The organism is Bacillus infantis NRRL B-14911, assembly GCF_000473245.1.
Classification (GTDB): Bacteria; Bacillota; Bacilli; order Bacillales; family Cytobacillaceae; genus Bacillus_AB; species Bacillus_AB infantis.
On the sequence record NC_022524.1, the window covers coordinates 3,769,389 to 3,789,247 of the forward strand.

At 47.3% G+C, this 19,859-nt stretch carries 10 protein-coding genes, 21 tRNA genes and 3 rRNA genes; 2 read left to right on the top strand and 32 right to left on the bottom strand.

Annotated features, from left to right (window positions below):
* Positions 1 to 121 precede the first annotated feature (121 nt).
* Positions 122 to 880 carry a TraR/DksA C4-type zinc finger protein gene (locus N288_RS18975; protein WP_009795318.1) on the top strand — a complete coding sequence of 253 codons (759 nt, stop codon included), beginning with the start codon at positions 122 to 124 and terminating at the stop codon, positions 878 to 880.
* A gap of 63 nt (positions 881 to 943) precedes the next feature.
* On the opposite strand, the gene N288_RS18980 is transcribed toward N288_RS18975, so the two are convergent.
* The 5 genes from N288_RS18980 to glgB are packed head-to-tail and all read right to left on the bottom strand — an operon-like array spanning position 944 to position 8,874.
* Positions 944 to 3,349 carry a glycogen/starch/alpha-glucan phosphorylase gene (locus tag N288_RS18980; protein WP_009795320.1) on the bottom strand — a complete coding sequence of 802 codons (2,406 nt, stop codon included), beginning with the start codon at positions 3,347 to 3,349 and terminating at the stop codon, positions 944 to 946.
* Positions 3,350 to 3,353: 4 nt separating this feature from the next.
* Entirely contained in the window at positions 3,354 to 4,790 is a 1,437-nt protein-coding gene (gene glgA / locus N288_RS18985) for a glycogen synthase GlgA (RefSeq protein WP_009795321.1), read from the bottom strand.
* Complete coding sequence (locus N288_RS18990; protein WP_022544315.1) at positions 4,787 to 5,815, bottom strand: GlgC family sugar phosphate nucleotidyltransferase; 1,029 nt, start codon at positions 5,813 to 5,815, stop codon at positions 4,787 to 4,789. Before N288_RS18990 ends, glgA begins: the two co-directional genes overlap by 4 nt.
* Positions 5,816 to 5,840: 25 nt before the next feature.
* Positions 5,841 to 6,986, bottom strand: a complete 1,146-nt coding sequence (locus N288_RS18995; protein WP_022544316.1) for a glucose-1-phosphate adenylyltransferase — start codon at positions 6,984 to 6,986, stop codon at positions 5,841 to 5,843.
* A complete protein-coding gene (gene glgB, locus N288_RS19000; RefSeq protein ID WP_035403243.1) occupies positions 6,928 to 8,874 on the bottom strand; it encodes a 1,4-alpha-glucan branching protein GlgB in 1,947 nt (648 codons plus the stop codon). Before glgB ends, N288_RS18995 begins: the two co-directional genes overlap by 59 nt.
* Positions 8,875 to 9,065: 191 nt before the next feature.
* Between glgB and N288_RS19005 the strand changes: the two genes are divergently transcribed.
* Entirely contained in the window at positions 9,066 to 9,263 is a 198-nt protein-coding gene (locus tag N288_RS19005) for a hypothetical protein (protein ID WP_022544318.1), read from the top strand.
* A 74-nt stretch (positions 9,264 to 9,337) separates the two neighbouring features.
* Here the strand turns inward: N288_RS19005 and N288_RS19010 are convergent.
* The 27 genes from N288_RS19010 to N288_RS19140 all read right to left on the bottom strand — a co-directional run bounded on the left by N288_RS19010 (position 9,338) and on the right by N288_RS19140 (position 19,709).
* Positions 9,338 to 9,409 (bottom strand) — tRNA-Glu (locus tag N288_RS19010).
* Positions 9,410 to 9,412: 3 nt separating this feature from the next.
* Positions 9,413 to 9,503, bottom strand: a tRNA-Ser gene (locus N288_RS19015).
* Between the two features lie 6 nt (positions 9,504 to 9,509).
* Positions 9,510 to 9,584: transfer RNA gene (locus N288_RS19020), tRNA-Asn, on the bottom strand.
* Between the two features lies 1 nt (position 9,585).
* Positions 9,586 to 9,662, bottom strand: a tRNA-Ile gene (locus tag N288_RS19025).
* Positions 9,663 to 9,666: 4 nt separating this feature from the next.
* Positions 9,667 to 9,740 (bottom strand) — tRNA-Gly (locus tag N288_RS19030).
* Positions 9,741 to 9,747: 7 nt separating this feature from the next.
* Positions 9,748 to 9,823: transfer RNA gene (locus N288_RS19035), tRNA-His, on the bottom strand.
* A 32-nt stretch (positions 9,824 to 9,855) separates the two neighbouring features.
* Positions 9,856 to 9,931 (bottom strand) — tRNA-Phe (locus N288_RS19040).
* Positions 9,932 to 10,095: 164 nt separating this feature from the next.
* Positions 10,096 to 10,171 (bottom strand) — tRNA-Asp (locus N288_RS19045).
* A gap of 4 nt (positions 10,172 to 10,175) precedes the next feature.
* Positions 10,176 to 10,249: transfer RNA gene (locus N288_RS19050), tRNA-Met, on the bottom strand.
* A gap of 26 nt (positions 10,250 to 10,275) precedes the next feature.
* A tRNA-Ser gene (locus tag N288_RS19055) sits at positions 10,276 to 10,368 on the bottom strand.
* Positions 10,369 to 10,382: 14 nt separating this feature from the next.
* A tRNA-Ile gene (locus tag N288_RS19060) sits at positions 10,383 to 10,459 on the bottom strand.
* Positions 10,460 to 10,465: 6 nt separating this feature from the next.
* Positions 10,466 to 10,542: transfer RNA gene (locus tag N288_RS19065), tRNA-Met, on the bottom strand.
* A 27-nt stretch (positions 10,543 to 10,569) separates the two neighbouring features.
* A tRNA-Ala gene (locus N288_RS19070) sits at positions 10,570 to 10,645 on the bottom strand.
* Between the two features lie 15 nt (positions 10,646 to 10,660).
* Positions 10,661 to 10,737, bottom strand: a tRNA-Pro gene (locus N288_RS19075).
* 116 nt (positions 10,738 to 10,853) lie between these two features.
* Positions 10,854 to 10,930: transfer RNA gene (locus N288_RS19080), tRNA-Arg, on the bottom strand.
* 19 nt (positions 10,931 to 10,949) lie between these two features.
* Positions 10,950 to 11,038, bottom strand: a tRNA-Leu gene (locus N288_RS19085).
* A gap of 6 nt (positions 11,039 to 11,044) precedes the next feature.
* Positions 11,045 to 11,119, bottom strand: a tRNA-Gly gene (locus N288_RS19090).
* Between the two features lie 9 nt (positions 11,120 to 11,128).
* Positions 11,129 to 11,213, bottom strand: a tRNA-Leu gene (locus N288_RS19095).
* 23 nt (positions 11,214 to 11,236) lie between these two features.
* A tRNA-Lys gene (locus tag N288_RS19100) sits at positions 11,237 to 11,312 on the bottom strand.
* A 9-nt stretch (positions 11,313 to 11,321) separates the two neighbouring features.
* Positions 11,322 to 11,397 (bottom strand) — tRNA-Thr (locus N288_RS19105).
* A gap of 5 nt (positions 11,398 to 11,402) precedes the next feature.
* Positions 11,403 to 11,478 (bottom strand) — tRNA-Val (locus N288_RS19110).
* An 8-nt stretch (positions 11,479 to 11,486) separates the two neighbouring features.
* Positions 11,487 to 11,603: ribosomal RNA gene (gene rrf, locus N288_RS19115) — 5S ribosomal RNA — on the bottom strand.
* Positions 11,604 to 11,722: 119 nt separating this feature from the next.
* Positions 11,723 to 14,667, bottom strand: a 23S ribosomal RNA gene (locus N288_RS19120).
* 292 nt (positions 14,668 to 14,959) lie between these two features.
* A 16S ribosomal RNA gene (locus tag N288_RS19125) occupies positions 14,960 to 16,509 on the bottom strand.
* The 16S, 23S and 5S rRNA genes sit together here with 21 tRNA genes alongside, the layout of an rRNA operon.
* A gap of 795 nt (positions 16,510 to 17,304) precedes the next feature.
* A complete protein-coding gene (locus N288_RS19130; RefSeq protein WP_022544319.1) occupies positions 17,305 to 17,889 on the bottom strand; it encodes a GNAT family N-acetyltransferase in 585 nt (194 codons plus the stop codon).
* A gap of 55 nt (positions 17,890 to 17,944) precedes the next feature.
* Positions 17,945 to 18,853, bottom strand: a complete 909-nt coding sequence (locus N288_RS19135; protein ID WP_009795388.1) for a DMT family transporter — start codon at positions 18,851 to 18,853, stop codon at positions 17,945 to 17,947.
* Positions 18,854 to 19,007: 154 nt separating this feature from the next.
* Positions 19,008 to 19,709, bottom strand: a complete 702-nt coding sequence (locus tag N288_RS19140) for an MgtC/SapB family protein (RefSeq protein WP_009795389.1) — start codon at positions 19,707 to 19,709, stop codon at positions 19,008 to 19,010.
* Positions 19,710 to 19,859: the final 150 nt, after the last annotated feature.

Consider the following 19,859-nt stretch of genomic DNA (forward strand, 5'->3'; position numbering starts at 1 on the left):
TCATTGGCTGAATAAAGGGTAATTTCTAAGCAAGGCAAATAGGCCTGCATGCAACTGTCTCTTTAGCCGGAAACGGCCTTTTATTCTAATAAATACTACTTATGGAACAGGATGTGGAACAATGATTACAAAGGATCAGATCAACGATTTGAAGTCTATGCTGGAAGAAGATAAGAAGACCATTGAAGAACAGCTGGACAGTGATACGAACAGCCGCTTTGACAATGAAAGCGCAAGGGATACAGTCGGTGAACTTTCTATGTACGATAACCACCCCGGTGATGCGGGCACTGAGCTTTTTGAAAGAGAGAAAGATCAGGCAATCGAAGAGCATCAGAACGAGGAATTGGATAAAGTGAACAAAGCCCTCCAGGCAATTGAGGATGGGACTTACGGAAAGTGCAGGGAGTGTGGAAAGGACCTTCCATTTGAAAGACTTGAGGCAGTCCCAACGGCTTTATATTGTGTTGACCATGCTCCTTCTCAGCATCCTGCATCAGACCGGCCTGCAGAGGAAGACGTGCTGAGTCCCAATCATGACAACCATTTTAATTTTGATGATTACAAAGACATTAATGATGAACAGGACAGCTTTGAACAGGCTGCCAGCTATGGCACCTCCGAAACACCGTCCGATTTCAACGGTCAGCATAAGGATTATAACAGTCTGTATGATACGGATCATAATGATGAAGGATTCACAGAAGAATATGAAACCTTCAGTGCGACTGATATAGAAGGGAAAAATCGAAGGGTTGTCCGCTCGGATACAGAAGAGCAATACCAGCAGGAATTGGAAGATGAAAATCTGGATGCGCCGTTCGGCAAGGTCCCTTATAAAAAAGGGGACAGCTATCTGGAGGATAAGGAAAACAAATGACAGCTGAAAAACGGCAAACAAAAGGCCTGTGGGTAACCAGGCCTTTTGCTTCGTCTGCAAAATTTATTTAGAATGGCTTGCTGCCGGCTGGATATGCCAAATTTCTTCGGCATATTCACGAATGGTGCGGTCGCTGGAGAAATGACCTGATGCGGCTATATTCATCAGGCTTTTCCGCTGCCAGCCAAGCCTGTCTCCATACGCATTAGCTGCCTGTTTCTGTATGGCAGCATAGGAATCGAAGTCGCGGAGGACAAAATATTGATCGTTATGCATCAGCAGCGAATCCGCGATGCTTTCAAATTCATCCCCGGCATAAGGGAAAAATCCATTGGTCAGCTGATTGATGATGGTGCTGATCCTTTTATCAAGATGATAATAGTCCATTGACCGGTATTCACCATTCTGCTGATAACGGAGAACTTCTTCGGCAGCCAGCCCGAAAATGAAAATATTCTCTTCCCCAACCCTCTCCAGTATCTCTACATTGGCGCCGTCCAGAGTACCGACGGTCAGTGCCCCATTCATCATAAATTTCATATTGCCCGTTCCTGATGCCTCCTTGCTGGCGGTGGAAATCTGTTCACTGATATCTGCAGCAGGGAAAATTTCTTCGGCAAGGGATACCCGGTAATTTTCAAGAAATACGACTTTAATCAGCTTATTCGCTGCCGGGTCATTATTCACTTTTTCAGCAACTGTATTGATGAGTTTGATGATCTTTTTCGCATAATAATAGCCTGGAGACGCCTTAGCACCGAATATGAAAGTCCGGGGCTGAATGTGGGAATCCCCCTCTTTTATCCTATTATACATATGCATTATATGAAGCACATTCAACAGCTGCCTTTTATAGGCATGAAGCCTCTTTACCTGGATATCAAAAATAGATGACGTATCAATGGAAAGGCCTGTCTGCTGCTTGACCCGGCGGGCAAGCCTTTGTTTATTTTCCTCTTTGATCAGCTCAAGCTCCAGGAGCATACTGCTGTCTTCAGCAAATTTGGCCATCTCTCCCAAGCGCTGGGGCTCCTTTATCCAGCCGGGACCGATGGCTTCTGAGATCAGGCCCGCAAGGCGGGGGTTGGAATTCAGCAGCCACCGTCTGTGTGTAATGCCATTGGTTTTATTGTTGAATTTTTCGGGATACAATTCGTAAAACTGTTTCATTTCTCTGTGTTTAAGAATTTCTGTATGAAGAGCCGCCACTCCATTGACACTGTGGCTTCCGGCAAGGGCCAGATGCGCCATTTTCACTTCTCCATCGGAGATGATGGCCATTGACCGGATCCGCTCCCAATCACCGGGGTACTTTTCCTCCAGCTTCAGGCAGAACCGCTTGTTGATTTCTTCCGCAATCATAAAGATTCTCGGAAGAAGAGGCTGAAATAGACGGATCGGCCATTTTTCCAATGCTTCGGAAAGCGTCGTATGATTTGTATAGGAAATGGTTGAAACCGTAATATCCCACGCTTCCTCCCAGGCCATCTTTTCTTCATCTACAAGAATTCTCATCAATTCCGGAATCGCAAGCACCGGATGGGTATCATTTATATGGATGCTGATAAACTGATTAAAATCCTTCATATTTCCATGCTGCTTTTTAAAGGACTCTATAATCGACCGGATACTCGCTGATACAAGAAAATACTGCTGCTTAAGACGGAGGATTTTCCCTTCATCATGTGTGTCATCCGGATACAGGAATTCCGAAATCAGCTCAGTTTCCCTTTTGTATTGCATAATATTTTTATGCTGAGGAAAAGGAGAAGGCTCTGCACTCCAGAGCCTCAATGTATTGACTGTCTCAGTTTGGTACCCTGCAACCGGCATATCATACGGAACTGCAGTAACCGTTTCACCAGGCAGATGCCTGAAAACCAGCCTGCCTTCCTCCTCGCTGCATTCCACTCTTCCCCAAAAAGGGATTTCCACTGCAGAATCAGCCTTTCTTATTTCCCAGACGTTTCCGTGCCTCAGCCACTGTTCCGGCAGCTCGACCTGATATCCGTCGACAATCTTCTGCTCAAAAAGCCCATGCTTATAGCGTATACCGCACCCATGCCCTGGCAGATCGAGCGATGCAAGGGAATCAAGGAAACAGGCCGCAAGCCTGCCAAGCCCCCCGTTCCCCAGGCCCGCATCGGGCTCTGACTCTTCAAGATCGCCCAGTTCAATGCCAAGGTCCTGCAGCCCCTCCTCAACGACTTTATGAATGCCGAGATTAAGCAGATTATTGCGCAGCAGCCGTCCAAGAAGGAATTCAATGGATAAATAATAGACCTGTTTTTGCTTGATCATCCTGCTGCGCTCATTTGTGTTGATCCAGTTCATACTGACATATTCCCTCACCATATGTCCGAGGGTCTGGTACTGATCGCGCTTCGTGCTGTCAGGAAAGCTTTTCCCGCTGGTCATTTCAAGCCTTGTCAAAAAGACCTCCTTGAACTCTTCCTTATCCGAAAACATCCTCTCACTCCCCTGAAACAAGCCCTTCGTAAAGCTTGCTGTACTTGAACGCAGACTGGGCCCAGCTGTAATCCAGGCTCATCGTCCTCTTGACCAGCTCTTTCCACTCTTCTTTCCGGCTATAATAGTAAATGGCCCGGTTAATGGTATAGAGCATATCGTGGGCATTAAAATTAGTAAAGGAGAAGCCGTTTCCTTCTCCTGCCTCCCCATTATATGAATGGACTGTATCGTTTAATCCCCCCGTCTCCCTGACAATCGGTATCGTCCCGTACCTCATGGCGATCAGCTGTCCGAGGCCGCATGGCTCAAACTTTGAAGGCATCAGGAATAAATCTGCGCCTGCGTATATTTTATGGGCCAAATCCTCATTAAAGCGTAGATACGCTCTCACCTTTTCCGGATATTCCTGCTCCATTCCGGCGAAGAATTGTTCAAATTCCTCTTCTCCGGTGCCAAGGACAATGAATTGTACCTCCGCTGACATCAGCTCTTGAAAGACACACTTTACAAGATCAAGGCCTTTTTGGCTCGTCAGTCTTGTAATCATTGCAATAATGGGTACTTCCGGGTGTTCCGGGAGGCCGGCCATCTTTTGAAGGCTGCGTTTATTTTTGCCTTTATTTGTTAATAGATTCACATTATACGGCGCAGCAATCATCGGATCATTTTCCGGATCATAAAAATCAGCATCAATCCCATTAAGTATGCCGGCCAGGTCACCGTCCCGCATCCTAAGCAGCCCATCAAGCTTCTCTCCATAATATTCATTCTGAATTTCAGCTTTATAGGTAGGACTGACGGTTGTTATTTTATCGGCAGATGTAAGGGCCGCCTTCATAAAATTGATGCAGCCATAAAATTCGAGCTGCTCTGCATTAAAACAAAACTCTTCAAGGCCAAATAAGTCACCTAGCGCCTCTTTTGGCATGATGCCCTGGAACTGAAGATTATGAATGGTAAATACGCTTTTTATAGAAGCATATTCCTTTATGTGTCTGTATTGGACACTCAGCAAGAAGGGGACCATGCCTGTATGCCAGTCATGGCAATGAATAATATCAGGATAGAAATCAAGCTCTCTCATGCTTTCCAGGACAGCCCTGCTGAAGTAAGCAAATCTTTCTCCATCATCAAAATATCCGTAAAGCTGGTCACGTAAAAAATAATACTCGTTATCGACAAAATAAAAAATGACACCGTCATGGACAAGCTCTTCGATTCCGCAGTACTGGTTTCGCCAGCCCACGGAAACGCTGAACTCCCTGACCTTTTTCATTTTCTTCTTATAAGTTTCCGGTATGCTCCCATACTTTGGCAGAATGATTCTTACGTCCGTTCCCAGCTTTTTCAATTCTTTCGGCAAGGAGCCTGCCACATCGGCAAGCCCCCCTGATTTAACGAATGGCACACATTCAGATACAGCGAATAAGACTTTCATGAATTCATCAGCGCCCCTTGTATAGTTCCTTTCCGGATTACGATTGGCTGCACAGGAGAACCTTCCATGACAGTCCCTGATTCAATTCTGACATCTTTGTCGATGATGACTGAATCCAATATACAGTTTTCTCCGATCTGGCATTTTTGCATAATGATGCAATTTTTCACAACTGATCCTTTTCCAATCCTGACAGCCCTGGAGATGATGCTGTTTTCAACCGTTCCCTCTATAAGGCATCCGTTTGCCACCATGCTGTTCTTCACCCCTGCGCCTTTCAGGTACCTCGCAGGCGGCTCATCCTTTACCTTCGTATAAACTGGCTGATCTTTACGGAACAGCTTGTTGAAGGTTTCGGGCTCAAGCATGCTCATGCTTGCCAGATAGTAGCTTTCAATCGAGTCGATCCTCGCAACATGCCCTGTATATTCGTACGCACAGACCTTATAAACATGGTTCAGGTCGGCTGCTATATCGCTCATACAGGAATAGCCTGTTTCATTTCTGTTTTCGATGAATTCGATCAGCTGGGAAGTTTTCACAAGATACATTTCAAGGGATTTTCCGTTATGCCTGAGTTCCGTAATGTCACATCCGGATTGGATATGCCTCTCAAGGGCCGGCCGAAAGTCCATATTAAGAACAGTGTAGCAATTTGCTATTAAAGAATATTCCTGATTGCTGCGGTAGAAATAATCAAGGTTGGCTGCAAAATGATTGAAGGAACCTACCCCCTGCCTAGGCCCATCAAGGAGCGGAGATGGAAAGAAAAAGAGGCCGTCTCTCTTTCTGTTCAAATCCCAGTTCTTTCCTGATCCAAGATGGTCCATCAGTGACCTGTATTGAAATTTCGGGAAAATGGCCACACTGGCAATCCCTGAATTCACCATGCTGGAGAGAACAAAATCTATCAACCGGTAGCGGCCTGCAAAGGGCACTGCCGCAAGAGAGCGGTGGACTATCAGTTCTTCCAATCCTTCATGGTAGGTTGTTGCATCTATAACGCCCAGCAATCTCTTATTCAACTATATCCCCTCCTGATTTATATTCCTATGAATGGATTTCCTTAATCATTTCCTCTGTCACAAGGATTATTTCACCCTCATTTTCATCATCTCTGATAACCGTTCCGTCCGGTATGTGCATATCAGAAGGAACAATTGCTCTTTCAATAAAGACATTTTTTCCGATGACAGCATTCGGCATAATGACCGACTCTTTTATAATTGAACCCGCTTTGACCTCTACTCCCTGAAAGAGGACCGTTTTATAAATTTCCCCCTCAATAACACAGCCTTCATTGATCATGGATTCATCCACTTCCGCCATCGGTGCGATATATTGCGGCGGATGGTTGGGGTTAACAGAATAGATCCTCCAGGAATAGTCATTCAGATCCAGCTGGCAATCGTCATCCAGCAAGTCCATATTGGCTTCCCAAAGACTTTGCACAGTCCCCACATCCTTCCAGTAACCGCTGAAAGGATAGGCATAGAGACTTTTGCGGTCATTCAGAAGCCTTGGAATAATATCCTTTCCGAAGTCATGTGAAGAGTCCTTATCCAGATCGTCCAGTTCCAGATACTCCTTAAGTACGTCCCATTTAAATATATAAATTCCCATCGAAGCCATATTATTTCTCGGATTCTCCGGCTTCTCATCAAACTCTGCAATGCTCAGATCATCGTTCGTATTCATGATTCCGAAGCGGCTGGCTTCCTCCCAGGGAACTTCTTTGACGGAAATGGTAGCATCAGCGTTCTTTTCAATGTGATAATCAAGCATCAGGTCATAATTCATTTTGTAGATATGATCACCTGACAGGATGAGCACATACTCAGGTTCATGCTGTTTAAGATAGTTTATATTTTGGAATATTGCGCTCGCCGTGCCTGTATACCACTTGACCTCTGAAGATTCGGCATATGGCGGCAAAACGGTTACCCCTCCGTTCATTCTGTCCAAATCCCAGGCGCTTCCTATGCCGATATAAGAATTAAGTACAAGAGGCTGATATTGGGTCAGGACCCCGACTGTATCAATCCCTGAATTTGTGCAATTGCTCAAGGTGAAATCAATGATCCTGTATTTGCCTCCAAATGGTACAGCTGGCTTTGCAAGATTCTCAGTCAGAGAGTTAAGCCTTGATCCTTTTCCCCCTGCCAGCAGCATGGCCACACATTTTGTCTTTGCCATTCCCTTTCCTCTCCTTTCTATGTTTAACAGGACGCAGAATAGTAATACCAAACGGCGGGATAGCCATTTGAATTGAATAAGGCCGGCCGTGGTATTCCAGTTCTTCTGTTTTGACTACTTTTTTGTTGATCCAGCCGGATCCCCCATATTCTTCCTTATCGCTGTTGAATATTTCCCTGTAGCTTCCGGCATGCGGGACTCCGATCCTGAAATTCCGATACGGGTCGGCTGTAAAGTTGCATACTGCAATGAGGTGTTCACCCTCGGCAGCACTGAAGCGGACGAAAGAGAAAATCGATTGTTCCCGGTTATCTGCATCAATCCACTCAAAGCCTTCCTGGACATGGTCCAGTTCAAATAGGGGCCTGGACCTCCTGTAAAGCCGTATCAAATCCTTTGTATACCTGTTTGCTTTCTGGTGCATTTCATAATCCAGCAGATTCCAGTCAAGCTCTTCTGAATCTTTCCATTCTGAAAATTGGGCGATTTCAAAGCCCATAAACAGCAGTTTCTTACCTGGATGTGCCATCATATAGCCCAGGAGCAGCCGGAACTGGGCAAACTTTCTCCAATAATCTCCAGGCATTTTATTGAGGAGAGACTTCTTTCCATGTACAACTTCATCATGGGAGAGAGGCAATATAAAGTTTTCCTTGAAAGCGTATAAGAGTGAAAATGTAATATTGCCATGCTTTCCAGACCTCGCCTCTGGACTGGTTTCCATATATGCCAGTACGTCATTCATCCAGCCCATATTCCATTTGTAATGAAAGCCCAGGCCGCCATAATGGGCAGGAGAGGTCACCTGAGGGAGATTGGATGAATCTTCAGCTGCTAAAAAAATGGAGGGATCATATTGCCTGATAGTGCTGTTGAGCTTGCGGAGGAATTCAATTCCATACGGATTCTGATGCTGTTCATGGGAATTGGGCCAATAAATAATATTAGAAACTGCATCCATTCTGAACCCGTCTATATGATAGGTTTCCAGCCAGAATAATGCATTGGAGATTAAAAAGCTCTGCACTTCATTTCGGCCCAGGTCAAAGTTTGAAGTGCCCCATACATAATTCTCCCTATCCTTCTCGTTCTTATATTCAAAGAGATGGGTTCCGTCGAATTTATAGAGTCCATGGGCATCTTTGCAAAAGTGGCCGGGAACCCAGTCCAGGATGACACCGATGTTATGCTGGTGGCATTGATCGACAAAATACATGAAATCCTGCGGCTTCCCATACCGGCTGGTCGGAGAAAAATACCCTGTCCCCTGATAGCCCCAGGAGGCATCGAGCGGATGCTCGACAAGAGGGAGCAATTCTACATGTGTGAAACCATGTTCAAGGACATAAGGCACAATTTCATCCGCCAGCTCCCTGTAATTCAGCAGACTGTTGCCATTATTCCGTTTCCACGTTCCGGCATGCATTTCATAGATGACTGCCGGTTCTGCAAAGGTATTTTTCTTCATCCTTCCTTTCAGCCATGACTGGTCATTCCATTTATAGCCTTCAAGCGGCCATACAACTGAAGCTGTGCCTGGCCTTTTCTCTGAATAGAAGGCATATGGATCAGCTTTGTGCAGCCTGGTGCCTTCTTGTGTCAATATTTCATACTTATAGAGGCAGCCTGCCAAATCCTTCTCAATTACTATGTGCCATACCCCTTCATTATTCATTCTATGTAATTTGAAATCATCCCCATTCCAGCTGTTAAAGTCCCCTACAACCCTGACTTCCTTGGCGTTAGGAGCCCATACAGCGAACCTGGTTAGGGTCTTGCCATCTTCAAATATTACGTGGGCACCAAAAAGACGGTGGCTGTCAAAAAGGGTGCCTTCATGAAATAAATGCATCTGATAGTCGGTGGGTAACATCGTTTTCACAGCCATCCTTCTTTCCAACAGATTTTAGTTCATTGACATTCTTTTTTATATTCGTGTTCAATGTAAAAATACCTTGTAAAAATAAATTAAATTTTTCGATATTTTCTCTTATAATTCGATTATTTTTGTAAAATAGAAATGGTTCTAGCGGGAATTGCCTATAATAAGCATATGTTTTTATGAAGGGTGGAATGAAGATGGCAAATCAGGAAGAAGAATTTCTCCTGCGGGAGAGAGAGGCTGCTGAAGAAAAACTGCCGCTGTTCGGTCCTGCAGATGGAAAAATCCTGGCGACAGGAGATATGTTCCGGGGGCCTTATACAGGAGTTGTTTCGGATATAGATCTAAATAATCCGGGAAACCGGCTGCAAAACAATGAAGAGCTTCCAGATTAAGCATCAAGCAAATGCTTAAAAGAAAATAATGCATACAAAAAAGCTGCCAGCATGATGCTGACAGCTTTTTTGTATGACCCCTACGGGATTCGAACCCGTGTTACCGCCGTGAAAGGGCGGTGTCTTAACCGCTTGACCAAGGGGCCTTATGGCGGAGAAGGAGGGATTTGAACCCTCGCGCCGGTTGCCCGACCTACACCCTTAGCAGGGGCGCCTCTTCAGCCACTTGAGTACTTCCCCATAGATTGGCTCCGCAGGCAGGACTCGAACCTGCGACCGTTCGGTTAACAGCCGAATGCTCTACCACTGAGCTACTGCGGAATGGTGGGCCTAAATGGACTCGAACCATCGACCTCACGCTTATCAGGCGTGCGCTCTAACCAGCTGAGCTATAGGCCCACTTTGGAGCGGGTGATGGGAATCGAACCCACGACATCAGCTTGGAAGGCTGAGGTTTTACCATTAAACTACACCCGCAATTTTATGGGGCGACTGATGGGAATCGAACCCACGAATGTCGGAACCACAATCCGATGCGTTAACCACTTCGCCACAATCGCCACTGTTCAATGCTATTAGATAAAATAATAAATGGTGGCTCAGGACGGAATCGAACCGCCGACACAAGGATTTTCAGTCCTTTGCTCTACCGACTGAGCTACTGAGCCACAATAAAATTCACTTCCTAAACCTTGTATGGTTTAAGTCCTTTGTTCATCAATTCTCACGGACTTCCTTACAGATTGCCGCAGAAGCTTTTCAGATAAGGTATCAAACTGCTCTACCGACTGAGCTGCTGAGCTATACTGGATATGGATTGTACAAGTGAAAATGGCGGTCCCGACGGGAATCGAACCCGCGATCTCCTGCGTGACAGGCAGGCATGTTAACCGCTACACCACGGGACCAGTATTGCGGGGGCAGGATTTGAACCTGCGACCTTCGGGTTATGAGCCCGACGAGCTACCGGACTGCTCCACCCCGCGACGATAAAAATCATTCAAAAATATAATGGAGGAGGTAGAGGGATTCGAACCCCCGCGCGGTGTTACCCGCCTGTCGGTTTTCAAGACCGATCCCTTCAGCCAGACTTGGGTATACCTCCATATTTCAAGTAAATGGTGGACCTTGTAGGACTCGAACCTACGACCGGACGGTTATGAGCCGTCTGCTCTAACCAGCTGAGCTAAAGGTCCTTAATTTGGTAGCGGCGGAGGGGATCGAACCCCCGACCTCACGGGTATGAACCGTACGCTCTAGCCAGCTGAGCTACACCGCCAAATCAAGTATTTTTTATAAGGTTATATGGTGGAGCCTAGCGGGATCGAACCGCTGACCTCCTGCGTGCAAAGCAGGCGCTCTCCCAGCTGAGCTAAGGCCCCATATTAATTTTAAAATGGTCGGGAAGACAGGATTCGAACCTGCGACCCCTTGGTCCCAAACCAAGTGCTCTACCAAGCTGAGCTACTCCCCGTCATGTAAATGATAAGCGTCGAATCTCTTCAGTGCTTCCTTATTCACATCATCCTGCAATAGCAGTCAGGTGTTCACTCGTTGGCTTATATTCTGGCTTTCATTACATAAATAGTATGGCGCGCCCGAAAGGAGTCGAACCCATAACCTTCTGATCCGTAGTCAGACGCTCTATCCAATTGAGCTACGGGCGCATAGTTAAAATAAAATTAATGGTGCCGAGGACCGGAATCGAACCGGTACGGTAGTCACCTACCGCAGGATTTTAAGTCCTGTGCGTCTGCCAGTTCCGCCACCCCGGCAATCTCTGGAGCGGAAGACGGGATTCGAACCCGCGACCCCCACCTTGGCAAGGTGATGTTCTACCACTGAACTACTTCCGCATATAAAATTGGTGCGGGTGAAGGGAGTCGAACCCCCACGCCTTGCGGCGCCAGATCCTAAGTCTGGTGCGTCTGCCAATTCCGCCACACCCGCATAATTCATTACTAGAGATTGAATGGTGAGCCATGAAGGACTCGAACCTTCGACCCTCTGATTAAAAGTCAGATGCTCTACCGACTGAGCTAATGGCTCATTTGAAACTGGTGCCGGCTAGAGGACTTGAACCCCCAACCTACTGATTACAAGTCAGTTGCTCTACCAATTGAGCTAAACCGGCAATTATGGTGGAGGATGACGGGATCGAACCGCCGACCCTCTGCTTGTAAGGCAGATGCTCTCCCAGCTGAGCTAATCCTCCATATTAAAGCCCGGCAGCGTCCTACTCTCACAGGAGGAGAACCTCCAACTACCATCGGCGCTGAGAAGCTTAACTTCCGTGTTCGGTATGGGAACGGGTGTGACCTTCTCGCTATCGCCACCAGACTATTTTTTCAAGACAAGTATTATTATATCATCTTGTTTTTGTTTTGCAAGGGATTTTTTAAAATTTTTATTCCCTCAAAACTAGATAATGCAGAAGAAGAATTACAAAGCAATCAAATGTGGTTAAGTCCTCGATCTATTAGTATCTGTCAGCTCCACGTGTCACCACGCTTCCACCTCAGACCTATCAACCTGATCATCTTTCAGGGATCTTACTAGCTTGACGCTATGGGAAATCTCATCTCGAGGGGGGCTTCATGCTTAGATGCTTTCAGCACTTATCCCTTCCGCACATAGCTACCCAGCGATGCCTTTGGCAAGACAACTGGTACACCAGCGGTGCGTCCATCCCGGTCCTCTCGTACTAAGGACAGCTCCTCTCAAATTTCCTGCGCCCACGACGGATAGGGACCGAACTGTCTCACGACGTTCTGAACCCAGCTCGCGTACCGCTTTAATGGGCGAACAGCCCAACCCTTGGGACCGACTACAGCCCCAGGATGCGATGAGCCGACATCGAGGTGCCAAACCTCCCCGTCGATGTGGACTCTTGGGGGAGATAAGCCTGTTATCCCCGGGGTAGCTTTTATCCGTTGAGCGATGGCCCTTCCATGCGGAACCACCGGATCACTAAGCCCGACTTTCGTCCCTGCTCGACTTGTAGGTCTCGCAGTCAAGCTCCCTTGTGCCTTTACACTCTGCGAATGATTTCCAACCATTCTGAGGGAACCTTTGGGCGCCTCCGTTACTTTTTAGGAGGCGACCGCCCCAGTCAAACTGCCCGCCTGACACTGTCTCCCGCCCCGATCAGGGGCGCGGGTTAGAATTTCAATACAGCCAGGGTAGTATCCCACCAATGCCTCCACCGAAGCTGGCGCTCCGGCTTCAAAGGCTCCTACCTATCCTGTACAAGCTGTACCAAAATTCAATATCAGGCTGCAGTAAAGCTCCACGGGGTCTTTCCGTCCTGTCGCGGGTAACCTGCATCTTCACAGGTACTATAATTTCACCGAGTCTCTCGTTGAGACAGTGCCCAGATCGTTACGCCTTTCGTGCGGGTCGGAACTTACCCGACAAGGAATTTCGCTACCTTAGGACCGTTATAGTTACGGCCGCCGTTTACTGGGGCTTCGATTCAGAGCTTCGCTTGCGCTAACCCCTCCTCTTAACCTTCCAGCACCGGGCAGGCGTCAGCCCCTATACTTCGCCTTGCGGCTTCGCAGAGACCTGTGTTTTTGCTAAACAGTCGCCTGGGCCTATTCACTGCGGCTTTTCCGGGCTATTCACCCTAAAAAGCACCCCTTCTCCCGAAGTTACGGGGTCATTTTGCCGAGTTCCTTAACGAGAGTTCTCTCGCTCACCTTAGGATTCTCTCCTCGCCTACCTGTGTCGGTTTGCGGTACGGGCACCTTTTCCCTCGCTAGAGGCTTTTCTTGGCAGTGTGGAATCAGGAACTTCGGTACTAAATTTCCCTCGCCGTCACAGCTCAGCCTGATGCAAACGGGATTTGCCTCGTTTGCAGCCTAACTGCTTGGACGCGCATATCCAACAGCGCGCTTACCCTATCCTCCTGCGTCCCCCCATTGCTCAAACGGTAAAGAGGTGGTACAGGAATATCAACCTGTTGTCCATCGCCTACGCCTTTCGGCCTCGGCTTAGGTCCCGACTAACCCTGAGCGGACGAGCCTTCCTCAGGAAACCTTAGGCATTCGGTGGATGGGATTCTCACCCATCTTTCGCTACTCATACCGGCATTCTCACTTCTAAGCGCTCCACCAGTCCTTGCGGTCTGACTTCGATGCACTTAGAACGCTCTCCTACCGCGGACACCTGATGGTGTCCACCCACAGCTTCGGTGATACGTTTAGCCCCGGTACATTTTCGGCGCGGAGTCACTCGACCAGTGAGCTATTACGCACTCTTTAAATGGTGGCTGCTTCTAAGCCAACATCCTGGTTGTCTAAGCAACTCCACATCCTTTTCCACTTAACGTATACTTTGGGACCTTAGCTGGTGGTCTGGGCTGTTTCCCTTTTGACTACGGATCTTATCACTCGCAGTCTGACTCCCATGGATAAGTCTTTGGCATTCGGAGTTTGTCTGAATTCGGTAACCCGATGGGGGCCCCTAGTCCAAACAGTGCTCTACCTCCAAGACTCTTACAACATGAGGCTAGCCCTAAAGCTATTTCGGAGAGAACCAGCTATCTCCAAGTTCGATTGGAATTTCTCCGCTACCCACACCTCATCCCCGCACTTTTCAACGTGCGTGGGTTCGGGCCTCCATCCAGTGTTACCTGGACTTCACCCTGGACATGGGTAGATCACCTGGTTTCGGGTCTACGACCACATACTCATTCGCCCTATTCAGACTCGCTTTCGCTGCGGCTCCGTCTGTTCAACTTAACCTCGCATGTAATCGTAACTCGCCGGTTCATTCTACAAAAGGCACGCCATTACCCTGACCCGAAGGTCATAGGGCTTTGACTACTTGTAGGCACACGGTTTCAGGATCTGTTTCACTCCCCTTCCGGGGTGCTTTTCACCTTTCCCTCACGGTACTGGTTCACTATCGGTCACTAGGGAGTATTTAGCCTTGGGAGATGGTCCTCCCTGCTTCCGACGGGATTTCACGTGTCCCGCCGTACTCAGGATCCACTCTGGAGGGAACGAAGTTTCAACTACGGGGCTGTTACCCTCTATGGCCGGCCTTTCCATGCCTGTTCATTTACTCCGTTCCTTTGTAACTCCGTGTAGAGTGTCCTACAACCCCAGGAGGCAAGCCTCCTGGTTTGGGCTAATCCCGTTTCGCTCGCCGCTACTCAGGGAATCGCGTTTGCTTTCTCTTCCTCCGGGTACTTAGATGTTTCAGTTCCCCGGGTCTGCCTCCAATGCCCTATGTATTCAGGCAAGGGTTCCATCCCATTACGGATGGAGGGTTTCCCCATTCGGAAATCTCCGGATCAAAGCTTACTTACAGCTCCCCGAAGCATATCGGTGTTAGTACCGTCCTTCATCGGCTCCTAGTGCCAAGGCATCCACCGTGCGCCCTTTCTAACTTAACCTGTTCGGCCGATGATAAGCTTCACATCTCTTCGTCATCTCAATCGTCAGCATCCTCACGTATACAAAACATACGCTCCGGTGCTTCCTCAATCGATTCCTCGACCTGTTCGCTTCTCATCACCCTCACGGTTTTTAAACTCTTATTTATTTATAAGAGAGAAAACCTAAAATGGCGATTACTCGGTAATGTCTTCTTCATTACATTATCTAGTTTTCAAAGAACAAAAATGAGAGATTATACTCTCAAAACTGAACGAACAAAGAGCGTCACGTCTTGTATATATTCCTTAGAAAGGAGGTGATCCAGCCGCACCTTCCGATACGGCTACCTTGTTACGACTTCACCCCAATCATCTGTCCCACCTTAGGCGGCTGGCTCCAAAAGGTTACCCCACCGACTTCGGGTGTTACAAACTCTCGTGGTGTGACGGGCGGTGTGTACAAGGCCCGGGAACGTATTCACCGCGGCATGCTGATCCGCGATTACTAGCGATTCCAGCTTCATGCAGGCGAGTTGCAGCCTGCAATCCGAACTGAGAATGGTTTTATGGGATTCGCTTAACCTCGCGGTCTTGCAGCCCTTTGTACCATCCATTGTAGCACGTGTGTAGCCCAGGTCATAAGGGGCATGATGATTTGACGTCATCCCCACCTTCCTCCGGTTTGTCACCGGCAGTCACCTTAGAGTGCCCAACTGAATGCTGGCAACTAAGATCAAGGGTTGCGCTCGTTGCGGGACTTAACCCAACATCTCACGACACGAGCTGACGACAACCATGCACCACCTGTCATCCTGTCCCCCGAAGGGGAACGCCCTATCTCTAGGGTTGTCAGGAGATGTCAAGACCTGGTAAGGTTCTTCGCGTTGCTTCGAATTAAACCACATGCTCCACCGCTTGTGCGGGCCCCCGTCAATTCCTTTGAGTTTCAGCCTTGCGGCCGTACTCCCCAGGCGGAGTGCTTAATGCGTTTGCTGCAGCACTAAAGGGCGGAAACCCTCTAACACTTAGCACTCATCGTTTACGGCGTGGACTACCAGGGTATCTAATCCTGTTTGCTCCCCACGCTTTCGCGCCTCAGCGTCAGTTACAGACCAGAAAGTCGCCTTCGCCACTGGTGTTCCTCCACATCTCTACGCATTTCACCGCTACACGTGGAATTCCACTTTCCTCTTCTGCACTCAAGTCCCCCAGTTTCCAATGACCCTCCACGGTTGAGCCGTGGGCTTTCACATCAGACTTAAGAGACCGCCTGCGCGCGCTTTACGCCCAATAATTCCGGACAACGCTTGCCACCTACGTATTACCGCGGCTGCTGGCACGTAGTTAGCCGTGGCTTTCTGGTCAGGTACCGTCAAGGTGCCGGCAGTTACTCCGGCACTTGTTCTTCCCTGACAACAGAGTTTTACGATCCGAAAACCTTCATCACTCACGCGGCGTTGCTCCGTCAGACTTTCGTCCATTGCGGAAGATTCCCTACTGCTGCCTCCCGTAGGAGTCTGGGCCGTGTCTCAGTCCCAGTGTGGCCGATCACCCTCTCAGGTCGGCTACGCATCGTTGCCTTGGTGAGCCGTTACCTCACCAACTAGCTAATGCGCCGCGGGCCCATCTGTAAGTGATAGCCGAAACCATCTTTCAGCATAGCCTCATGAGAGGCTGTGCATTATCCGGTATTAGCTCCGGTTTCCCGAAGTTATCCCAGTCTTACAGGCAGGTTGCCCACGTGTTACTCACCCGTCCGCCGCTGACTTCAGGGAGCAAGCTCCCATCCGTCCGCTCGACTTGCATGTATTAGGCACGCCGCCAGCGTTCGTCCTGAGCCAGGATCAAACTCTCCATATAAGAGTAAGATTTAGCTCTGATAAAAATAAGATTTACGTTGACGTTTTTGTTCGTTCAGTTTTCAAAGGACAATCTCCGTCGCTCAGAAGCGACTTTATCAATATAACATCTTCAACCGAAGAAGTCAACATCTTTTTTTGTTTTTCAAAACTTGAATTGGATGTTTTCGTTTCTTCCTCGTGAGGACAAGTAATAATATATCATGGTGAAATTACAATTGCAATATAATTTTTTAATTTAATTTCATTTTTTGTCCGTTAATTTTTTCAGATTAAGGAATGGTTGAAATACTGCTCTGATGTGTCCCCCTATCTCAATCAGGCTGGGCTTCTTAAAAATGCCTCAGCTGTCGCCCCGTATTCCTGCAATCAACACGAAAAAAAAGAAACTTATATGAATGGGTCATACATTCAAAGCCAGTCCATATAATATATTAACATATTCGAAAGGTGAGATTTATGCTTCAAACCGCCGCACTCTACTTATCATTTATCATGGCTGTATTCTTGTTGGCATTTTCCTATTTCGAAGGAATTAAAATTGCAGACTCGGAAGAAAAAGTCTACGGAGGCACTTTTATTTTCACCACGGTATCCGGTTTTATTTTCTCCGGGCTTACTTTTGCTTTTATTTAATACCAATTAAAAGTGGCCATCCTGCTGAGGATGGCCACTTTTCAGCTTTGCATGAATTCCCCTTACCTTTGATCTAAAAAGCAAGAAGGGGCGTACGAGCAGGATGAACGGAGGATAAAGGCATCACAGCCTGTATCTGCTTCTCCTCATTCTTTAAGTTTTATTTCTCAAATCTGTCTCTAGTGTACTCCTCCTGCAGCAGCGCAGAAATGACAGCATCTTTGTATATTCCTCTGTGAACAAACCGCTTCCTTAGTATTCCTTCTATTTTAAAACCCTTTTTTTCAAGAAGCTTTTTTGAGGCAGCATTCTCCGGAAGGTAGACCGCCTCTATCCTGTTCAGGTCCATGCAGATGAAGCCATAGCGGATAATCGCATCCAAGGCTTCTGACATAACGCCTTTGCCCCAGGTGTCCGGGTGGAGCTCATAACCGATTTCCGCCTTATTATGAAGCTTTTCAACTGAATGGAATCCGCAGGTTCCCTGGAGGGTTTTGTCTTCTTTCCAGCAGATAGCCCACCTGATCTGCATCTCCATACTGTATCTCCACAAAAGACTTTCGAGAAGATCTTCTGCTTCACTGACGGACCTAAAGGGCTCTACATCATAAAACCTGGTTGCTCCAGGATCAGAAAATATGCTGTACAGCTTGGGAATATCATCCGCCTCAGGCTTCCTGAGCAGAAGCCTTTCAGTCTCTATAATGGGGAATTCTGAAGCAAAGGCCGCATCAATCCCTGCCATACCAATCACCCTCCTTTCAATAACACTCAGCATATACAATAAAAGGCTTCATTACCTAATGGCTTGGGTGATTTCCGCTTGCTTCTGCCTTCTTTGCTTTCCTCTTCATCATTCTGCCATCTGCAAGGAACAGCATGATCCCCCCGATGACAATCATTCCTCCAGCAGCCTGATACCAGGCCACTAACTCCCCGAGCAAAAAATATGCCAGGACAGCAGCACCCACCGGCTCAAAGAGGATAGCCATAGAAATCGTGGAGGTGCTGAGCCATTTCAGGGACCAATTGAAAAGCGTATGGCCGAGCAGGGTGGGAATAACCGCAAGGAGAATAAAGTAGACCCAGTCGCTTGCAGGGTAAGGTCCAAGAGGCTCACCAACAGCAATTACATAGATCAAAAGGGTTAAGGCACTTATACTGTACACGGTGAATGTATAAGTAATAAGAGACAGCCTTTTTCGCACTGTCTGCCCAAACATCAGGTAAGCTGTAACCAGTGCACAGGCAGCAAGGGCCAAAAGATCTCCAAACAATGCAGTTCCGCTGACCCTGAAGTCCCCCCAGCTGATAAGTACACTTCCTCCAATAGCGATCACTCCGCTCAATATTGCTTTCACAGTAAACCTTTCTTTGAAAAATAAGTAGGTCCCGGCAAAAGCGAACAGCGGCTGCAAGGTAACAAGGACAGTTGAGCTTGCCACTGAAGTATAGCGGAGAGATTCAAACCAGAGGATAAAATGAAAGGCAAGGAATATCCCGGCTATGGCCGAATACATCCAATCCCGCCGGCCAATCTGTTTGAGCTCTGGCCCATATTTAAATAATACGAGAGGCAGCATCAGCAAAACAGAAAAGAATAAACGATAAAAAGCTATCACTCCTGATGGTGCAGCTGAGAACTTAACCAGAATGGCAGATGTGGAAACAGACACCACACCAATTGCCAATGCTGCATAAGGGTTCATCTTGGGCAAGTCATTGCATCTCCTTCTAAGAAAACTCCAGTTTAGCTATAATATTACACTTACCGGTTTTTACATGGCCATCTTTTTTCGCTTGCAAGTTTCAAATCTAAATAATAAAGCGCCCAGCCCAAGATGGGGCAGGCACTTCTTTGTTCTATTCCCCGCTCTCAACCTCTGCAGCAATCACACCTATCAACGATTTCATCGTATAGTAAACATCGGTCGTATACATGCTCCTCGTTGTAGTTATCACACAATTGATCAATATATCATCTGCTTCCTCTTTGACACGGACCCGCTTGATTCCTAATTTCTTGCTTTTTATTTCCTTCATCAGGGTTGTCAGGTCCGTACATTTCTCAATATACAGCTTTACCCTGATTTCCTTTTCCTTCAGTTTTTTTGGTCCTATCCGTTCAAATAAAGCAGGAATGATTTTAACTCCAATAATGATAAAAATGACTCCCAGCAGCGCTTCTATATAGAACCCTGCACCAATGGTAATGCCAATTCCCGCTGAAGCCAGCACAAGAGCGGCTGTTGTCAGCCCGGAAATAGCTTCGTTGCCCCTGCGCAGAATCACGCCCGCTCCAAGGAATCCTATTCCGCTTATTACATAAGAAGGAATCCGCCCCGGGTCCATCGGCCTTGAATATTCCTTTGAATACAGGAAAGCTGATTCGTAAGACACGATGGTCAGCAGGCATGCCATCACCGAAACAATCAGGCAGGTCTTAAGCCCAAGCGGCTTCCCTTTCAGCTCCCTCTCTAAACCGATGACAAGACCCGCTAAGGCTGCGAACCCCAGCTTCATTATTACATCATTCTTTATCACCAAATAGAACATTTCTTCCATATGTATCCCCTCTTCAATTACTATCTATATAAATATTCCAATATAGATAGTTGAATAAACTAATTTTTGAATAAAAATAGCGGTACGCATACTTTTCTTTTCCTACTTTATGCGGCCTTGCTCTCTAATATTATTGTATACTTTTAGGTT